Annotated in this window: 18 protein-coding genes; 6 read left to right on the plus strand and 12 right to left on the minus strand. The window is 73.7% G+C overall.

Annotation, left to right across the window (positions count from 1 at the left end):
- Positions 1-40: 40 nt before the first annotated feature.
- Positions 41-277: a hypothetical protein gene (locus FHX32_RS34935; RefSeq protein WP_486480955.1), complete on the plus strand. Its 237-nt coding sequence runs from the start codon at positions 41-43 to the stop codon at positions 275-277.
- A 263-nt stretch (positions 278-540) separates the two neighbouring features.
- Here the strand turns inward: FHX32_RS34935 and FHX32_RS07560 are convergent, their stop codons facing one another.
- The gene (locus FHX32_RS07560; RefSeq protein ID WP_167180053.1) at positions 541-1,251 is read right to left on the minus strand and encodes an HAD family hydrolase; all 711 of its coding nucleotides are present in this window, start codon (positions 1,249-1,251) and stop codon (positions 541-543) included.
- An 85-nt stretch (positions 1,252-1,336) separates the two neighbouring features.
- Positions 1,337-2,311 carry a DMT family transporter gene (locus tag FHX32_RS07565; protein WP_167180054.1) on the minus strand — a complete coding sequence of 325 codons (975 nt, stop codon included), beginning with the start codon at positions 2,309-2,311 and terminating at the stop codon, positions 1,337-1,339.
- 85 nt (positions 2,312-2,396) lie between these two features.
- On the opposite strand from FHX32_RS07565, the gene FHX32_RS07570 reads away from it, so the two are divergent.
- Entirely contained in the window at positions 2,397-2,945 is a 549-nt protein-coding gene (locus FHX32_RS07570; protein WP_167180055.1) for a CGNR zinc finger domain-containing protein, read from the plus strand.
- A gap of 44 nt (positions 2,946-2,989) precedes the next feature.
- On the opposite strand, the gene FHX32_RS07575 is transcribed toward FHX32_RS07570, so the two are convergent.
- The 4 genes from FHX32_RS07575 to FHX32_RS07590 form a co-directional block, all read right to left on the minus strand.
- Positions 2,990-4,399, minus strand: coding sequence for a class II fumarate hydratase (locus FHX32_RS07575; protein WP_208417987.1), 1,410 nt, complete (start codon positions 4,397-4,399; stop codon positions 2,990-2,992).
- Positions 4,400-4,490: 91 nt separating this feature from the next.
- Positions 4,491-6,161: a fumarate hydratase gene (locus FHX32_RS07580; RefSeq protein WP_167180057.1), complete on the minus strand. Its 1,671-nt coding sequence runs from the start codon at positions 6,159-6,161 to the stop codon at positions 4,491-4,493.
- A gap of 67 nt (positions 6,162-6,228) precedes the next feature.
- Positions 6,229-7,674 (minus strand): outer membrane protein assembly factor BamB family protein, encoded by a 1,446-nt coding sequence (locus FHX32_RS07585; RefSeq protein WP_167180058.1) that lies wholly within the window; start codon positions 7,672-7,674, stop codon positions 6,229-6,231.
- 75 nt (positions 7,675-7,749) lie between these two features.
- Positions 7,750-8,238, minus strand: coding sequence for an Lrp/AsnC family transcriptional regulator (locus tag FHX32_RS07590; protein ID WP_167180059.1), 489 nt, complete (start codon positions 8,236-8,238; stop codon positions 7,750-7,752).
- A gap of 143 nt (positions 8,239-8,381) precedes the next feature.
- On the opposite strand from FHX32_RS07590, the gene hppD reads away from it, so the two are divergent.
- Genes hppD through hisC form a run of 4 tightly spaced genes read left to right on the plus strand, consistent with a single transcriptional unit; the run spans position 8,382 to position 12,370 of the window.
- Positions 8,382-9,587 (plus strand): 4-hydroxyphenylpyruvate dioxygenase, encoded by a 1,206-nt coding sequence (gene hppD, locus FHX32_RS07595; protein WP_167180060.1) that lies wholly within the window; start codon positions 8,382-8,384, stop codon positions 9,585-9,587.
- Between the two features lie 11 nt (positions 9,588-9,598).
- A complete protein-coding gene (locus FHX32_RS07600; RefSeq protein WP_167180061.1) occupies positions 9,599-10,306 on the plus strand; it encodes an RDD family protein in 708 nt (235 codons plus the stop codon).
- A 55-nt stretch (positions 10,307-10,361) separates the two neighbouring features.
- On the plus strand, positions 10,362-11,270 hold the full coding sequence (locus FHX32_RS07605; RefSeq protein ID WP_167180062.1) for an RDD family protein: 909 nt from the start codon (positions 10,362-10,364) through the stop codon (positions 11,268-11,270).
- Entirely contained in the window at positions 11,267-12,370 is a 1,104-nt protein-coding gene (gene hisC, locus FHX32_RS07610) for a histidinol-phosphate transaminase (protein WP_167180063.1), read from the plus strand. Before FHX32_RS07605 ends, hisC begins: the two co-directional genes overlap by 4 nt.
- A 103-nt stretch (positions 12,371-12,473) precedes the next feature.
- Here the strand turns inward: hisC and FHX32_RS07615 are convergent, their stop codons facing one another.
- The 6 genes from FHX32_RS07615 to FHX32_RS07640 all read right to left on the minus strand — a co-directional run bounded on the left by FHX32_RS07615 (position 12,474) and on the right by FHX32_RS07640 (position 17,356).
- Positions 12,474-12,653, minus strand: a complete 180-nt coding sequence (locus FHX32_RS07615; protein ID WP_167180064.1) for a hypothetical protein — start codon at positions 12,651-12,653, stop codon at positions 12,474-12,476.
- A gap of 58 nt (positions 12,654-12,711) precedes the next feature.
- Positions 12,712-13,965, minus strand: a complete 1,254-nt coding sequence (locus tag FHX32_RS07620; protein WP_208417988.1) for an outer membrane protein assembly factor BamB family protein — start codon at positions 13,963-13,965, stop codon at positions 12,712-12,714.
- A gap of 86 nt (positions 13,966-14,051) precedes the next feature.
- Positions 14,052-14,537, minus strand: coding sequence for an SRPBCC family protein (locus tag FHX32_RS07625; RefSeq protein WP_167180065.1), 486 nt, complete (start codon positions 14,535-14,537; stop codon positions 14,052-14,054).
- A 178-nt stretch (positions 14,538-14,715) separates the two neighbouring features.
- Positions 14,716-14,925 (minus strand): DUF397 domain-containing protein, encoded by a 210-nt coding sequence (locus FHX32_RS07630; RefSeq protein WP_167182376.1) that lies wholly within the window; start codon positions 14,923-14,925, stop codon positions 14,716-14,718.
- 177 nt (positions 14,926-15,102) lie between these two features.
- Positions 15,103-16,302, minus strand: coding sequence for a fumarylacetoacetase (gene fahA / locus FHX32_RS07635; protein ID WP_167180066.1), 1,200 nt, complete (start codon positions 16,300-16,302; stop codon positions 15,103-15,105).
- A gap of 151 nt (positions 16,303-16,453) precedes the next feature.
- On the minus strand, positions 16,454-17,356 hold the full coding sequence (locus tag FHX32_RS07640) for a hypothetical protein (protein WP_167180067.1): 903 nt from the start codon (positions 17,354-17,356) through the stop codon (positions 16,454-16,456).
- Positions 17,357-17,417 lie beyond the last annotated feature (61 nt).

Consider the following 17,417-nt stretch of genomic DNA (forward strand, 5'->3'; position numbering starts at 1 on the left):
GGGACGCCGTCGGGCGGGTCGCGCCCGCCAGGCTCGGGACATGCCCCCTCGCCCCCACCGGCCGGATGCCCTCGCCTGGCAGGTCTTCCGCGGGTCCGACGCCATCCGGCGCGGCCTGCTGACCCGACACCAGCTCCGCGCCGCCTCCTGGATCCGGCTGCTGCACGACGTGTACGCCGACGCCCGGCTCGACCGCGACCACGGTCTGGCCTGCCGGGCCGCCCTGCTGCGCCTGCCGACCGAGGCGACCATCGCCGGCCCCGCCGGGTCGCCGTAGAGTACGACGGGCACTGGCACGCCGACACAGACGAGTTGCACGCCGACCGACGGCGGCTCAATCAGCTCGTGAGCGCCGGTTGGCTGATGCTGCACGTGACCAGCCGCCGGCTGCACCGCGACTTCCCAGGGTTGCTGCGCGAGGTCCGGTCCGCCCTGACCGCACGCGGCTGGCGCCGCTGACCACCGGCAGGGACCGCTGGCCGCGCGGGCAGGGCTGGGCGGGGTGATCGACTCCGCATCGCCGATGTGGCGGTATCCCCGTCAGCGGGAAGCCCCCAGATCGCCGATCCAGAGTCGATCAAGCTCCATCAGCGCGTGCGGCAGGTTGGCCAGGGTGGCCAGTTCGGCGTGCGGGTGGACGTCGGGCGGTCGGGGCAGGCCGAGCCGGTTGAGCCAGATCGCCCGCAGGCCGGCCCGCTGCGGGCCGACCACATCGTGCGCCAGCGAGTCGCCGACGTACACCACCTGGCCGGCCGGCACCCCGGCCGCCTCGACCATCGCCGCGTAGAACTCCGGCGCGGGCTTCTTCGGCACGCCGTCCTCGTGCGCGTACAGCTCGAAGGAGAACTCGCCGGCGAGCCCGCAGCGTTCGGCGCGGCTGTTGCCGTTCGTGGCGAAGCCGAGCGTCCAGCGTTCCCGCAGGGCGGCGAGCGCCGGCCGCACGTCCGGGAACGGCCGAGTGAGCGCGAACCGGTGGGCGAAGAAGAGCGCCGCCAGCTCGTCCAGGTGGTCGCCGAGCCCGACGCGGGCCAACGACCGGGCCAGCGCCGCCCGGCGAATCTCCTGCACCGGCTCCGCGCTGTGCGCGCCGAAGACCGCGTCCCAGTCCGACTCCAAGTCGGCGAGGGACACGCCTGCCGCCGCCGGGGTCAGCCGCCGCATCTCCTGGAGTACGGCGACCAGCCCGCCGGTCACCGCGGGGCGCAGGTCCAGCAGGGTCTCGTCCGCGTCGAACACCACGGTGGTCAGCACACGACCACTGTGGCAGCCCCCGGGCGGGACGGGAACCCGCCTGATGGCACCACGACCACACGATCGACCGGCGCTCTGTCGACGGTCAGCGGTCGGCGGCGAGGACGGGTCGGGCCGCATCGGTGTCCGCCGCCGGGAGCAGGTCCGTTCGGCGCAGTTCGTCGAGGCGGACCAGGGCGACCCCGGCGACGATCAGCGCGCCGCCGAAGAGCTGCACCACGGTGGGCAGCTCACCCAGCACCAGCCAGGCGATGAGCACCGCGAACATCACCTCGGTCAGCCCGACGAAGGACGACAGCCGGGGGCCGAGGATCCGGGCGCCGGCGATCCCGCTCAGGTACGCGACCACGGCGGCCACCAGGGAGAGGCCGGCGATCGGCACCAGCCAGCTGGTGACCTGCCCGGCGAAGGCGACGTCGCCGAAGGTGGCGTGCAGCGGCAGCGCGCCGGTGAGCCCGAGCGCGAGCAGGATGGCGCCGCCGACGGCCATCCCGCCGCTGGCCATCACCACCGAGGGCAGCTCGGCGTCGACCCGGCCGGCCAGTACGAAGTAGCCGGCCAGCCCGACCGCCGCGCCGAGGCCCCAGAGCACACCCACCGGGTCGAGCCGGCCGGCGCCGGTGAGGTCGAGAACGAAGACCAGCCCGGCCAGGGCGGCCACCGAGCCGGCCACGGTCAACCGGCGGGGGCGCTGCCCGTGGACCAGCCACGTCCAGCCGACCACCAGGATGATGCCGAGGTACTCCAGCAGCAGCGCGACACCGACCGGCAGGTAACGGACCGCGTTGAAGAAGCAGACCTGGGCGAGCGCCACCCCGAGCAGCCCGAAGACGCCGAGCACGCCGAGGTTGCGGCGCAGCACGTGCCACTTCCCGCGCAGCGAGATCGCCGCCGGCACGGCCACCACCAGCGCGGCGACGCCGACCCGGGCGATCACGGCGGAGGGCGCCGACCAACCGGCCTCGATCAGCGAGCGGGCAAAGGTGCCGGAGGTGGCGAAGGTGACCGCGGAGAGCAGGGCCAGGCCGAGGCCGACCCCGGCGGCGGGTGGTTGACGCATTGGCTCTCCTTGGCACGAGCGGGCCGTCATGAGCAAACTATGGTTATGCCGATGACGCTAGGCCGGCACACCGACAGGAGTCAAGTTGCTTTTCGCCCATGACACGGAATGCTCCCTGATCGCCGCCGCGGCACTCGTCAACACCGACGGGACCGACGGGGAGGGCCTGCCGGACGTCGCCGCGCTGGACGCCTTCTTCGTGGCCCACTCGTACAGCGGACGGTACGAGCACACCGAGGCCGAACTGGAGTCGGTGCGCGACCTACGCCCCCGGCTCCGCCGGATCTGGCACGCCGACACCGACGAAATCGTCCGGATCGTCAACGGGCTGCTCCGCGAGCACAACGCGCTGCCGCAGCTCATCACGCACGACGACGAGCCGTACCACATCCACGCCGTGCCCCGGGACGCGCCGCTGGCCACCCGGATGGCGGTCGAGGCGGCGATGGCGATCGCCGACCTGGTCCGCAGCGACGAGCTGAGCCGGCTGCGGACCTGCGAGCGTCCCGGCTGCGACGACGTGCTGGTCGACCTGTCGAAGAACCGCTCCCGCCGGTTCTGCGACGCCAGCTGCGGCAACCGGGCCGCGGTCAGCGCCTACCGCGCCCGCAAGGCCGCCGCCGCCCAGCGCTGACCCGGGCGCCACCGCCCCGCCGCCGGCCGGGAGCCCGGCACAGCTCAGGGGTGGGTCATCCGGAGCAGGTCGAGCGCCTCCTCCAACTGGGTCTCGCTGAGCTTGCCGGAGTCCACGTGCCCGCGGGCGATCACCACCTCGCGGATGGAGATCTGCTTGGCCAGCGCCTCCTTGGCGATCGAGGCCGCCTCGTCGTAGCCCACGTACCGGTTCAGCGGGGTGACGATCGACGGCGAGCCCTCCGCGTACGCCAGGCAGACCTCGGCGTCCGCGACCAGGCCGACCACGCAGCGGTCGGCGAGCAGGCGGCTCGACGCGGCCAGCAGCCGGATCGACTCCAGGATATTGCGGGCCATCACCGGCAGCATGACGTTCAGCTCGAAGTCGCCCTGCGAACCGGCGAACCCGACCGTCGCGTCGTTGCCGATCACCTGGGCGCAGACCTGCCGGACCGCCTCGCAGACCACCGGGTTGACCTTGCCCGGCATGATCGACGAGCCCGGCTGGAGATCAGGGATGCGCAGCTCGCGCAGGCCGGCCCGGGGGCCGGAACCCATCCAGCGGATGTCGTTGGCCATCTTGTAGAGCCCGACCGCGACGGTCCGCAACTGGCCGGAGGTCTCCACCAGGGCGTCCCGGGCGCCCTGCGCCTCGAAGTGGTTGCGGGCCTCGGTGAGCGGCAGCCCGGTCGACTCGCGCAGCTTGGCGATCACGGCGGCGGCGAAGCCGAGCGGGGTGTTGATGCCGGTGCCCACCGCGGTGCCGCCGAGCGGCAGTTCGGCCAGCCGGGGCAGCGCCGCCTCCAGCCGCTCGATGCCGTAGCGGACCTGGGCGGCGTAACCGCCGAACTCCTGCCCGAGGGTCACCGGCGTGGCGTCCATCAGGTGGGTACGCCCCGCCTTGACCACCGTCTCGAACTCCTCCGCCTTGGCCTCCAGCGCCTCGGCGAGGTGGGCCAGCGCGGGCAGCAGGTCGCGGGCCACGGCCTCGGTCGCGGCCAGGTGGATCGAGGACGGGAAGACGTCGTTGCTGGACTGCGAGGCGTTGACGTCGTCGTTCGGGTGCACGTCGCGGCCCAGCTCCCGGCTGGCCAGGGTGGCGATCACCTCGTTGGTGTTCATGTTGGACGAGGTGCCCGAGCCGGTCTGGAAGACGTCGACCGGGAACTGGTCGTCGTAGCCGCCGTCGGCCACGTGCGCGGCCGCCGCGGCGATCGCCGACGCCACGTTCGCGTCGATCACCCCCAGCTCCCCGTTGACCTCGGCCGCCGCCCCCTTGATCTGGGCCAGCGCCCGGATCTGGGCCGGCTCGATGCCCCGGCCCGAGATCGGGAAGTTCTGCACCGCGCGCTGGGTCTGCGCCCGCCACAGCGCCTCGGCGGGCACCTCCACCTCGCCCATCGAGTCGCGTTCGATCCGGTATCCCGTCGCCTCTGGAGTCGTCACGCGTACCATCCTGCCGCGCTCGACGGCGCCGTGCAGATGATCGCGCCCAGCGGACCGACCCGGCCCGGCCGCCAACCGCTGCGGGATCGGCGTGTCCCGGTCAGCGGCGGCTGCCGATGGTGAGGACCGGCTTGGTGACCTCGGCGAAGAAGTCCTCGCCCTTGTCGTCGACCACGATGAACGCCGGGAAGTCCTCCACCTCGATCTTCCAGACCGCCTCCATGCCGAGCTCGGGGTATTCGAGCACCTCGACGTGCTTGATGCAGTCCTGGGCCAGCCGGGCGGCCGGGCCGCCGATCGAGCCGAGGTAGAAGCCGCCGTGCTGCCGGCAGGAGCGGGTCACCTGAGCGGACCGGTTGCCCTTGGCCAGCATCACCAGCGAGCCGCCGGCGGCCTGGAACTTCTCCACGTACGCGTCCATCCGACCGGCGGTGGTCGGACCGAACGAGCCGGAGGCGTAGCCCTCCGGGGTCTTGGCCGGGCCGGCGTAGTAGACCGCGTGGTCGCGCAGGTACCGCGGCATCGGCTCGCCGGCGTCCAGCCGCTCGGCGATCTTGGCGTGCGCGATGTCCCGGGCCACCACCAGCGGGCCGGTCAGCGAGAGCCGGGTCTTCACCGGGTACTTGGACAGCTCGGCGCGGATCTCGTCCATCGGCCGGTTGAGGTCGACCCGGACCACCTCGGAGCTGTCCAGCTGCGCCTCGGTGACGTCCGGCAGGTAGCGGGCCGGGTCGGTCTCCAGCCGCTCCAGCCACACCCCGGACGGGGTGATCTTGGCGACCGCCTGCCGGTCGGCGGAGCAGGAGACGGCGATCGCCACCGGGCAGGAGGCGCCGTGCCGGGGCAGCCGGACCACCCGCACGTCGTGGCAGAAGTAGCGGCCGCCGAACTGCGCGCCGATGCCGAAGTTGCGGGTCAGCTCCAGCACCTCGGCCTCCAGCTCCAGGTCGCGGAAGCCGTGGCCGGTCATCGCGCCGGAGGTGGGCAGCGCGTCGAGGTACTTGGCGCTGGCGTACTTGGCGGTCTTCAGGGCGTACTCGGCGCTGGTGCCGCCGATGACGATCGCCAGGTGGTACGGCGGGCAGGCGGCGGTGCCGATCAGCCGCAGCTTCTCCTCCAGGAACTGCATCATCCGGGTGGGATTCAACAGCGCCTTGGTCTCCTGGTAGAGGTACGACTTGTTGGCCGAACCGCCGCCCTTGGCCATGAAGAGGAACTTGTACGCGTCCGGGTGGCCGTCCGGGTCCTCGGCGTAGAGCTCCACCTGCGCCGGCAGGTTGCTGCCGGTGTTGCGCTCCTCCCACATGGTCAGCGGGGCGAGCTGCGAGTAGCGCAGATTCAACCGGGTGTACGCCTGCCAGACGCCCCGGGAGATCGCCTCGGCGTCGGTGCCGTCGGTCAGCACGTGCCGGCCGCGCTTGCCCATCACGATCGCGGTGCCGGTGTCCTGGCACATCGGCAGCACGCCGCCGGCCGCGATGTTGGCGTTGCGCAGCAGGTCGAGCGCGACGAACCGGTCGTTCGGCGAGGCCGCCGGATCGTCGATGATCGAGCGCAGCTGGGCCAGGTGCGCGGGACGCAGGAAGTGCGCGATGTCGTGCATCGCCTCGGCGGTCAGCGCGGTGAGCGCGGCCGGCTCCACGGTGAGGAACCGGCGACCTCCGGGACCGTTGACGACGTCGACGCCCTCGTCGGTGACCAGGCGGTACTCCGTCTGGTCCGGACCGGTCGGCAGCAGGGGAGCGTACGAGAAGGCGGCGGCACTGCTCATGACCGGCAAGCCTAGGGCAGAGCGGTCGATCGGTCCCACCCGCCGGGTGCGTCCTGGGACGCCGCTCTCACCCGTCCTTGCCGCGGTCGGGGTCCGGGCAGAGTTCCCGCTTCGGGCCGCAGCTGTCGGCCGGCTCCGGGACCACCCGACCGGTGCTGCCCGGGGCGGGCACGCCGCCGTTCCCGGTGGGCCGGGGCGCCCCCGCCGCGCCGGAGAAGCGCACGTACGCGATCTCCCGCCCCTCCCCGATGATCATCCCGTTCGGGCCGACCGCCAGCGCGTTCGCGGCGGTCCGCAGCACTGCCAGTTCCCGCCCGGTGCGAGGGTCGAGGGCCACCAGCCGGGACGGCTTCTCGTCGGCGACCAGCGCCGCGTACGGGGTGAGCGCGGCGCCGGCCTTCGCGCCGGCGGGCCGCCGCCACCGCACCTGGCCGCCGGCCAACTCCCGGGCGACGACGGCGCTCTTGTCGGCCGTCCGGGCGAGTGCGTAGCGGTCGTCGACGGCGAGCACCTTCTCCCCCTCGGCGCCGACCCAGAGCAGCCGCCCGTCGTACCCGTCGAGGACCGCTTCCCGGCCGTCCGGTGCCACCCCGATCAGCACGCTCCGCGCCCCCTGCGGATCCTCCCGCTGGACGCAGCCGGCGCTGTCGGCGGTGCGCAGGTTGATCCCGGAGCGCCGCCAGGTCTCCTGGCCGGTCGCCGGGTCCCGGGCGGAGATGGCGAAGTAGCAGCTGCCGTCCTGGGACCGGGCGGTGATCCGCAGCAGCCGGCCGCCGACCACGGAGAGCCGCTCGTCCCGGCCCGGTTCGACGTTCTGCAGCACCCGGCCGGTGGCGGTGTCCACCACGTGCACCCGGCCGTCCACCGGGAAGCCGAGCAGTGGGGGCACCGGCTCCGGCCCGGCCACCTCCTCGTCGATCCGCACCGCGTCGAGCCGGCGGGTGCCGAGCAGGCCCGGGTTGTCGCCGAGCAGGCCGCTGCGCACCCCGGGCATGAAGGCCGTCCAGAGCGGGGTGCTGCCGCGCGGGTCCCAGGCGCTCAGCGTGCAGTCGGTGGCGTCGACGCAGTGCGCGTCCAGCAACAGGTTGCGGTACGTCCACACGGCCACCGCGTCGTCGTCGCGCCGCCGGGTCGCCCCGGTGGTCGGGTCGAGCACCTCGTACCCCTTGACCAGCAGCTTGCCCACGACGACGACGGCATCCCGGTCGCCGCCGGCCACCGCCGACCAGTCCGCCTTGCGCTCCCACAGCTGGCTGCCGGTGCTCAGCGCCCGGGCCTCCACCCGGGTGCGCTGCTCGACCACCACGGTGTCGCCGGCGATGGTGACGCTGCGCGGGGTGCCGCCGATCCGCTGCTGCCAGACCACGTCCGGCTCGGCGATCGGCTCGCTCCGGTCGACCCAGTCCCACAGGGAGGGGAACGGATTCCACACCCCGGTCGCGGCGAGGACGACGACCACGATCAGCGCGAGCAGCAACCCGCCACGCACGCCGAGGCCGCTCCCCTTCGCCACACCGACACGGTAGCCACGATCACCGTGCTCCCGGGTTCCCGCGCCGCGTGTCGCCGCGCTTTCTCGACCGGCCGGTCAGCGCCCGGCGGCGGAGCGGACCAGCGGCAGGGTGCGGTAGGGGATCTGCTCGGCCAGCGCGATGATCGTCGAGGCGCGGGTGATGCCCTCGTAGGAGACGATCTGGTCGATCACCCGCTGCAGGTCGGTGTTGGAGCGGGCCACGATCCGGCAGAGCAGGTCGCTGGAGCCGGTGATGGTGTGCGCCTCCAGCACCTCGGGGATCGCGGCCAGGTGTGCGGCAACCGGGTCGTGCCCGTGCCGCTGGCTGATCTCCAGGGTGACGAAGCTGGTCACCGCGAACCCGATGGCGGCTGGCGAGATGTCCGGTCCGAACCCGCCGATCACCCCCCGCTCGACCAGCTTGTCCAGCCTTGCCTGGACGGTGCCGCGAGCCACGCCGAGCCGCCGGGAACACTCCAGCACCCCGGTCCGGGGCTCCTCGGCGAGCAACTCGATCAACCTGGCGTCCAGGTCGTCGAGCTGTACACCTTGACCATCATTCATGGGTCAACACCCTACTGAATGCGCAACCTGACCAGCGTTCATGCCACCAGTTGCCCAGTGATGCCGGTCACCGCAATGCTCGACGGAGGAACATCCGCACGGCGACGGCCCACGAGGCCGGCCGGTACGCAAGGGAGGCCACCATGACCCAGGCGATCGACCGACCCACCCCGACCGAGGAGGTCGACGTCGACGCGCTCGTCGGCGCGGTCGACCACGACATCAGCCGTGACCCGTTCCCGGTCAAGGGACTCGACCACGTGCACTTCCTGGTGGGCAACGCCAAGCAGGCGGCGCACTACTACTCCACCGCGTTCGGCATGACCTGCGTCGCGTACCGGGGCCCGGAGCAGGGCTGCCGGGACCACGCCCAGTACGTGCTGACCAGCGGGTCGGCCCGGTTCGTGCTGACCGGCATGGTCCGCCCGGACGCCGAGGGCGCCGAGCACGTCGCCCGGCACAGCGACGGGGTCAGCGACATCGCGCTGGAGGTGCCGGACGTCGACGCCGCGTACGCGCACGCCACCGCGCAGGGCGCCACCGGCCTGGTCGAGCCGCACGACGTCAGCGACGAGCACGGCACCGTCCGGCTGGCCGCCATCGCCACCTACGGCGACACCCGGCACACCCTGGTCGACCGGTCCCGCTACACCGGCCCGTTCCTGCCCGGCTTCGTGGCCCGCGGGCCGATCGTGGACCGGCAGCCGATGATCGACGCCGGCGTCCAGCCGAAGCGGTTCTTCCAGGCCGTCGACCACATCGTCGGCAACGTCGAACTCGGCCGGATGGACGAGTGGGTCGAGTTCTACAAGCGCGTCATGGGCTTCTCGAACATGGCGGAGTTCATCGGTGACGACATCGCCACCGACTACTCGGCGCTGATGAGCAAGGTGGTCGCCAACGGCACCCGCAAGGTGAAGTTCCCGCTGAACGAGCCGGCGATCGCCCGCAAGAAGTCGCAGATCGACGAGTACCTGGAGTTCTACCAGGGTCCGGGCGCCCAGCACATCGCGGTCGCCACCAACGACATCCTGGCCAGCGTGGACGCGATGCGGGCCGCCGGCGTGGAGTTCCTGGACACCCCGGACTCCTACTACGACGACCCGGAGCTGCGCGCCCGGATCGGCGAGGTGCGAGTGCCGATCGAGGAGCTGAAGTCTCGCAAGATCCTGGTCGACCGGGACGAGGACGGCTACCTGCTGCAGATCTTCACCAAGCCGGTGCAGGACCGGCCGACCGTCTTCTTCGAGCTGATCGAGCGGCACGGCTCGCTCGGCTTCGGCAAGGGCAACTTCAAGGCGCTCTTCGAGGCCATCGAGCGGGAGCAGGAGAAGCGCGGCAACCTGTAACACTGTCGAGCGTGACGCAGCCTCCGACGTACCCGACGCCGCCGGTGGGTGGGCCCGCGCCCACCGCCGGCGGCTTCGCGCCGCCCTCCGGTCCCGCCACCCAGGGGTACGCGGTGCCGCCGCAGTTCACCCCGGCCGGTCACCCGCCGCCCGGGTGGGTCCCGCCGCCGGGTCACCTCGGGCCGCCCCGCCCGGCGCCGACGCTCACCCCGGCCGGGCAGCCGCTGGCCAGCTTCACCGACCGGCTGCTGGCCGCGCTGGTCGACGCCGCGGTCTTCTACGGCGTCGGGCTCGTGCTCGCGGTGCCGGCGTTGATCATCTTCTTCGCTGTCGTGCTGCCCGACCTCGTCCGGATCGACCCGGACGGCACGGTCGTGCAGCCGGACCTGTGGCGCGACCTCGTCGTGCCGTTCCTCTGGATGGAACTCGCCGTCCTGGCGATCTCGTTCGTGGTCGCCTACGTCTACCACGTCGAGATGATGTTCCGCACCGGTCAGACCTACGGCAAGAAGGTGATGAAGCTGCGCGTCGTGCCGCTGGACCCGGACCGCTCGCTGGACCGGGGCGCCGCCGTGCGGCGGTTCCTGGTGCAGCAGGTCGGCGGCCTGGTCCCAGGCCTCGGCTACCTCGACGGGCTGTGGCAGCTGTGGGACAAGCCGTGGCAGCAGTGCCTGCACGACCGCTTCGCCGGCACGGTCGTCGTTAAGGTTGCTCCGTGAGCGCGAGGAGTGAGCCGGGCCTGCGAGCCCCGCAGTCGCGAACCGGGGCGGCGCAGTGAGCGTGGAACCGGGCTGGTACGTCGACCCCGCCGATCCGGAGACCCGGCGGTACTGGGACGGCGAGGGGTGGATCGGCGCGCCGATCCCGGTCGACGCCGCCGTGCCCGAGGGTCCGCCGCCGGCCGAACCGGCCCCGACCCCACCCGCCCCCGCGACCCCGGTCACCGTGTCCGCTCCCCCGGTCTCCGCGCCGGGCGGCCCGCCCGGCGTGCCGCACCCGGGGCCGGTCTACCCGGGGCAGCCCTATCCCCAGCTCGGCGTCCCGCAGTCCTGGCCGCCGGGGCAGTGGCCCGGCCGGCCGCCGGAGCCGCGCCCGCACGGGCTGCCGCTGGCCGGCTTCGGCGCCCGGCTGATCGCCCGGCTGATCGACTTCGGCATCGTCTTCGCGCTGAACGCGGTGGTGAACGGCTGGTTCGTCTGGCGGCTGATCGAGGAGGTCACCCCGTACTGGCGGGAGGTGTGGCGGCGGGCGCTGGCCGGCGACACCTCGACCGAGGGGCTGCCGCAGCCGAGCGAGCAGGCCGGTGGGCTGCAGATCGTCATCCTGCTGATCGCCACCGCGCTCTGGCTCGCGTACGAGGTGCCGACGACGGCCTCCACCGGGCAGACCTTCGGCAAGCGGGTGATGGGCGTCAAGGTGCTGCCGCTCGCCGGCGACCAGCCGCTCGGCTTCGGCCGGGCGCTGCGCCGGTGGAACACCCTGGGCCTGCCCACGTTGCTCTGGTACTGCTGCGGCCTCGGCCTGCTGCTCCAACTCCTCGACGCGCTCTCCCCGCTCTTCGACCACCCGCTGCGGCAGGCGCTGCACGACAAGCGCGCGCAGACCGTGGTGGTCCAGTTGCCCCGCACCCCCGCCCGTCCCACCCCGAACGACCGCACCAACCCCCCGGGAGACACCCCATGACCGACACCGGACGCCAGCAGCCGGCGCTGCGGCTGACCCGCGCCGACCTGGACGCGCTGCCCAACTACGTACCCGGCCGCAGCCCGGCCGACCTGGCCCGCGAGCTGGGGCTGCCCGAGGCGATCAAGCTGGCCAGCAACGAGGTGCCGTACGGGCCGCTGCCCGGCGTGGTGGAGGCGGTGACCGAGGCCGCCGCCGGGGTGCACCGTTACCCGGACATGGGCGTCATCGCGCTCCGCGAGGCGCTGGCCGAACGGTACGGCGTGGCCGCCGACCGGATCGCCACCGGCTGCGGTTCGGTGGCGCTGGCCGAGCACCTGGTCCGGGCCACCTGCCTGCCCGGCGACGAGTTGCTCTACGCGTGGCGCTCGTTCGAGGCGTACCCGATCATCGCGGCGACCAGCGGCGCGACCAGCGTGCGGGTGCCCAACGACGCCGGGCACGGGCACGACCTCGCGGCGATGGCCGCGGCGGTGACCGACCGGACCCGGATGATCCTGGTCTGCAACCCGAACAACCCGACCGGCACCGCCGTCCGCCGGGCGGAGCTGGACCGGTTCCTCGACGCGGTGCCGGACGACGTGCTGGTGGTCATCGACGAGGCGTACCGGGAGTTCGTCACCGACCCCGAGGTGCCGGACGGCCTGAGCTACCTCGACCGGCCGAACGTGGCGGTGCTGCGCACGCTCTCCAAGGCGTGGGGCCTGGCCGGCCTGCGGATCGGCTGGCTGGTGGCGCAGCCCGAGGTGGCGGCGGCGGTACGCAAGGTGGTCACCCCTTTCTCCACCAGCATGGCCGCGCAGGCCGGGGCGCTCGCCGCGCTGGCCCAGGCCGCCGAGGTGGAACGGCGCTGCGCCCTGGTGGTGGCCGAGCGGGAGCGGGTCACCGAGGCGCTGCGCAAGCTGGTCCCGGACGTGCCGACCAGCCAGGCGAACTTCGTCTGGCTGCCGCTGGGCGACCGGGCGGTGGACTTCGGCAGGGCGTGCGAGGCGCGCGGGGTGATCGTCCGCCCGTTCCCCGGCGACGGGGTCCGGGTCACCATCGGCACCCCGGCCGAGAACGACGCCTTCCTCGCCGCCGCCGAGTCGGCGCTGGCCTGATCCTGGGGCCGGTCCGGTCCGCCATCCCCCCGCGGACCGGACCGGACGTCTCAGGCGGCCGCCACCGGCTGCCGGAACCGGGCGAGCGTCTCCGCCTCGGCCTTCAACGGCCCGGCCGACAGGCCACCGGGCCCGTCGGAGAGCCGCAGCTCGCCGGCACGGTGATCTCGACCCCGACAGTCGGGGAGAGCTGCAGGGTCCGCGGCGCCGGTGGCGCGGCGTCCACCGGCGACGGGGTGAGCAGGATCAGGAACGCACCGAACAGGGCTGCCAGGAGTCGCACAGCGGGACTATAAATAACTTATGTCCGTTTTGTCGAGGTGGCTCGCCCGCGCGGCGGATCAGGTCGCGGCGAGGATCACCGGCTCGGCGGTGATGAAGTAGCGCTGGTCGTCCCCGTCCGGGTCGACCGGCCTCCGGAGCCGCTCGACGGCCACCCACCGGCCGTCCGCGTACACCGCCCCGGGCGTCCAGCCGGTGCCGTCCGCACCGGCGTTGAGCGGGAATCGGGACAGCTGCACGCCCGTCGCCGAGTCCAGCGTCACCAGGTCGTTCGCCTCGGTCAGCAGGTGTACCCGGCCCAACTGGACCACGATCAGCCGGCCCGACCCGAGCTCGGGCCGCCGCCACAGCTCCGCGCCGGTGCGCGCCGACCGGCCGGTCAGCACCCCGTCGACCAGCGCGACCGCCTGCTCGCCGACCAGCTCGGCGTTCGCCGGGTCGAGTGCGGGCGCGGCGACCGGCTCGCCGGAGCCGAGCAGCCAGCCCCGCCCGGTGCCGTCCCCCGGGCCGGCGGTGCGCAACGCGGTACACCCGACCCGGCCGGTACGGCAGCCGAGCGGGGTGACAGTCAGGTCCTCACCCGCCCCGGCCGGACGCCAGCGACCGGCCACCGCGCCGGTGCCGGCGTCCCGGAACTCGACAGCGGCCGGCCCGGCACAGGCGTCCACGGTGAGCAGCTGACCCGTGGCGGTGGCGCCGACGGTGTCCCGGCAGGTCGGGTCGACGTCGGCCCGCCACAGCTGCCGGCCGTCGGCCAGCCCGAAGCCGCGCACAGTGCCGTCGCCCGAGCTGATCACCACCTCGCGGCCGTCGGCGGCGTGGGTCGCCAGCAGTCCCCGCGGTTCCCAGACGACGGCCGCCCCGGTGCGCCGCACCGTGCGGTTCCCCACCGGCTCGGGTCCGTCCGCCCGCCACGCCACCCGACCGGTCCGCGCGTCCAGCGCCACCAGCCGCCCGTCCGACCAGCGGCTGACCACGGTGGTTCCGCTCGCCACCACCCCGTCCAGCTCAGCCGGCCAGCGGCGGTACGACCAGAACGGGGTGGTCCGGTGCCGGCCGTCGGCCGGACGGTCGGCGTAGACCTGCCGGTGGCCCGCGTACACCCGGAGCCGGCCGTCCACGATCAGCGGCGCGACGGGCAGCCGGCCGATCACCCCCACGGCCGGCGTGGGAGCCGGCGGGTAGTCCGCCCGGGCGACCGTGCTGACCTCGGCGGGGGCGAGCACCCGGTAGACCGTCACGGCGACCGCGGCGAGCACGAGCAGCGCCGCGACGGCGATCACGATCCGCCGCCGGCCCTTCGCCAACCCCATGCCCACCTCCGCCCGGCACCCTACCCAGCGGACCTGGTGGCAGCGTGGTCAGGTCGCTGGTCGGCGACGGGCGTACCGGACCCGCGTCAGGCGGCCTCGGCCGAGCCTGCGGTGGTCGCCGCGGCGGCGGCGAGGTCGGCGAGGTCCTGCCGCAGCGCCCCCTCCATCGCACGGGCGGCCAGGCCGCCGAGGAGCAGCGCGACCACCCGGCCGTACGGCCTGGTCGGCGCCGCCTCCTGCGCGACGGTCACCTCGGTGCAGCCCCGCCCGCGTCGCTCGACCTCACGCAGCGTCCAGGTGATCCGGTAGTCCACGCCGGCGCCGGGCGAGTTGAGCACCAGCCGCCGGGGCGGTTCCGCCTCGACCACCACGAACTCCTCGACCAGCGCGCTGCCGTCGGGCTGGCACCGGGTCTCCCGCCAGGCGGTGCCCGGCCCGAAGCCGCCGGTGGTGAGCAGCTCGACCGTGCCGGCGGCGCCGGTGCTGGCGGTGCGCAGCCGCGGATCGGCCAGGAGGCGCCAGACGTCGACGGCGTGCGCCTCGATGAACTCGGTAACCGACACCGTCGACATGCCACCTCCCGTGGCCTCGACGGTACGCCGGGTGAGCGCGGTACGGGAATTCCGCGGCGAAAGTTTCACCAGCCGAACCGGATGGCGGCGGCGCGGATCACCTGCGAGCCCGGCCCGGCCAGTGGTGGACCTCGCCGGTGGCCCGGCCGGCGCGGCCACCAGATCCGTCAGCAACGGGTCAGGGTCGGAACTGGCCGGCCCGGATCGCCGCCACGAACGCGGTCCACCCCGGCGGGCTCACCGCGAGTGTCGGCCCGGCCTGGTTCTTCGAGTCGCGCACCCCGACCACGCCGAGGACGCCGACCAGGTTGTCGGCCACCTCCACGCAGAGCCCCTGGTCGTTGGAGCGGCTGCTGGTGCGCCAGACCGCGCCCGCGAACTCGTTCATCATCGTCATCTCCCTCGCGTCGATGGGACGCCGTGCCGCGCCGGACCGGAGCCGGAAGGGGGCGCCGGCCCGGTCCGGCGCGGCACGGCGACGGAATCCGGAGCGATCAACGCGACAGGAACGGGCCCCGGTCGCACACTCGGTGCGACCGGGGCCCGGGGAGATCGAAAGGGGCGGTCAGCGCGCCGGGAGGATGGTCCCGGTCACCTCGCCCAGCGCCACCGTGGTGCCGTCCGGGCCGGGCGCGGTGGCGCTGATCGTCACCGTGTCGCCGTCCTCCAGAAAGGTCCGGGTCTCGCCGCCGGCGAGCTTCACGGGCTCCGCGCCGCCCCAGGTGAGTTCCAGGAACGAGCCGACCTGGTGCCGCTCCGGCCCGGACACGGTGCCGGAGGCGTACAGGTCGCCGGTACGCAGCGACGCGCCGTTGACGGTCAGGTGGGCCAGCTGCTGGGCCGGCGTCCAGTACATGGTGGCGAACGGCGGCTCGCTGACCTGCTCGCCGTTCCACCGCACCGCCAGCCGCAGGTCGAGGCCCAGATGCGGCACGTCCCGCAGGTAGTCGGCGACCGGCGGATCCTGGTCGGGGGCGGGCAGGAACGCGTCGCCGAGCGCGTCCAGCGGGGTGACCCAGGCGGCGACCGAGGTGGCGAAGGACTTGCCCAGGAACGGGCCAAGCGGCTGGTACTCCCAGGCCTGGATGTCCCGGGCGGACCAGTCGTTGACCAGCACCACGCCGAAGACGTGGTCGGCGAAGTCGTCGACGCTCACCCGGCTGCCCAGCGGGCTCGGCACGCCCACCACGAAGCCGACCTCGGCCTCGATGTCCAGCCGCACCGACGGGCCGGCGACCGGCCCCTCCGGGGTGGCCCGCTGGCCCGTGGGGCGGACGACCGGGGTGCCGGACACCACCACCGTGCCGGCCCGGCCGTGGTAGCCGATCGGCAGGTGCTTCCAGTTGGGCAGCAGCGGCGGCTGGCCCGGGCGGAAGATCTGCCCGACGTTGGCCGCGTGGTGCTCGGAGGAGTAGAAGTCGACGTAGTCGGCCACCTCGAACGGCAGCTGCATCCGCGCCTCGTCCAGCGGGATCAGCAGCGGCTCCACGTCAGGCCGGTGCGCGGCGTCGGTGAGCAGCCCGGTCACTCGCTGCCGGACCGCCGTCCACTGCGGTCGGCCGAGCGCCATGAACTCGTTGAGGGTGGGCCGGCCGAGCGCCCCGGCGGCGAGCACCAGCCCGGCCGCCTCCGCGCCGGCGAGGTCGAGCACGAAGTCCCCGATCCGTACGCCGATCCGCGGCTCGCGCTCGCCGTGGCGGAACACCCCGTACGGCAGGTTGTGCACCCCGTACGGCGAGCCGTCGGCACCCGTCACCCAGCTCATGCCGGCCCTCCGCTGCGCCGAACGGTCCGAGCCCCGGCCGTGCCGGTGGATGCCGCGGCATCGACACGGCCTCGGCCGGGGGTCGGACTGTGAGCAGGGCCGCCATGCGGCAGCAGCGCCCTGCAACGATGATTCGCTCGCTGACGCTCGCTCATGCCTCGATCCCCCCGTTCACCAGCCCCAGCCGGATCAGATCGGTCAGTGGTTCCAGGATGCTGCACGAGCCGAAGCCGATCCACAGCGGCCGGCCGGCGTCCAGCCGCGGCTCGACCCACTGCACCAGCGGCCGCGGATCGGCAGCGACGAGCAGCTCGGCGACCCCGTCCGTACCGGCGCCCTCGGCGGCGGCCAGGGTGGCGGCCAGCACGTTGGCGAAGCCGTGGTGGGTGAAGCCGGTCTCCGGCTCCAGGTGCCGGACCGCCTGGTGCAGCCCGGCGGTCAGCTTGAACGGCAGCTGCCGCTCGCGGCAGGCGCAGATCACCGCGGCCAGCTCGGCCGGGGTGGGGAACAGCTCGGCGGCCAACCCGCCGGTGCGGAACTTCGCGGCGATCGGCACCCCGTCGGCCCGGGCCGCGGCGAGCGCGTCCAGTGCCCCCATCAGCCCGAAGGTCAGCGGCAGCTCGGCGTAGACGTCGAGGCGGTGCGGAGCCCGGTTCGCCGGTTCGCCCTCGGGCGCGGCGTCGACGGCTGCCCGGCGGGCCAGCGCGACCAGGTCGGCCAGGCCGGGCAGCGGGTCCTCGCCGCGCTTGGCGACGGCCGCCTCGACCTGCCGGACCCGCAGCCGCGGGTCGGCCTCGGCACGCACCCTGTCGAGCTGGCCGATCGGCAGGTCGCCGATCACCCCGACGTCGATCCGCTCGCCGGGGCCGAGCAGGTCGGCCAGCGCCGGCAGCTTCGTGGCCGGGACCAGGAGCGGGCCGACCAGGTCGGCGTACCAGGAGGCGCGGTGCCGCCGGTGCGCGGCGACGGCGTCGGGCAGCGACGCGCTGCCGGGCGGGAAGACGGCGGCGTCGTCGACCAGGCCGTCGAGGAGCTCGGGCACCTGCGTTGACACGAGACAAGAATGTACGGGACGCTACAAGGAACGGACAACAGCGTCCGATTATCGGACGCTC

The sequence above is a fragment of the Micromonospora sp. CNZ280 genome (assembly GCF_011759515.1).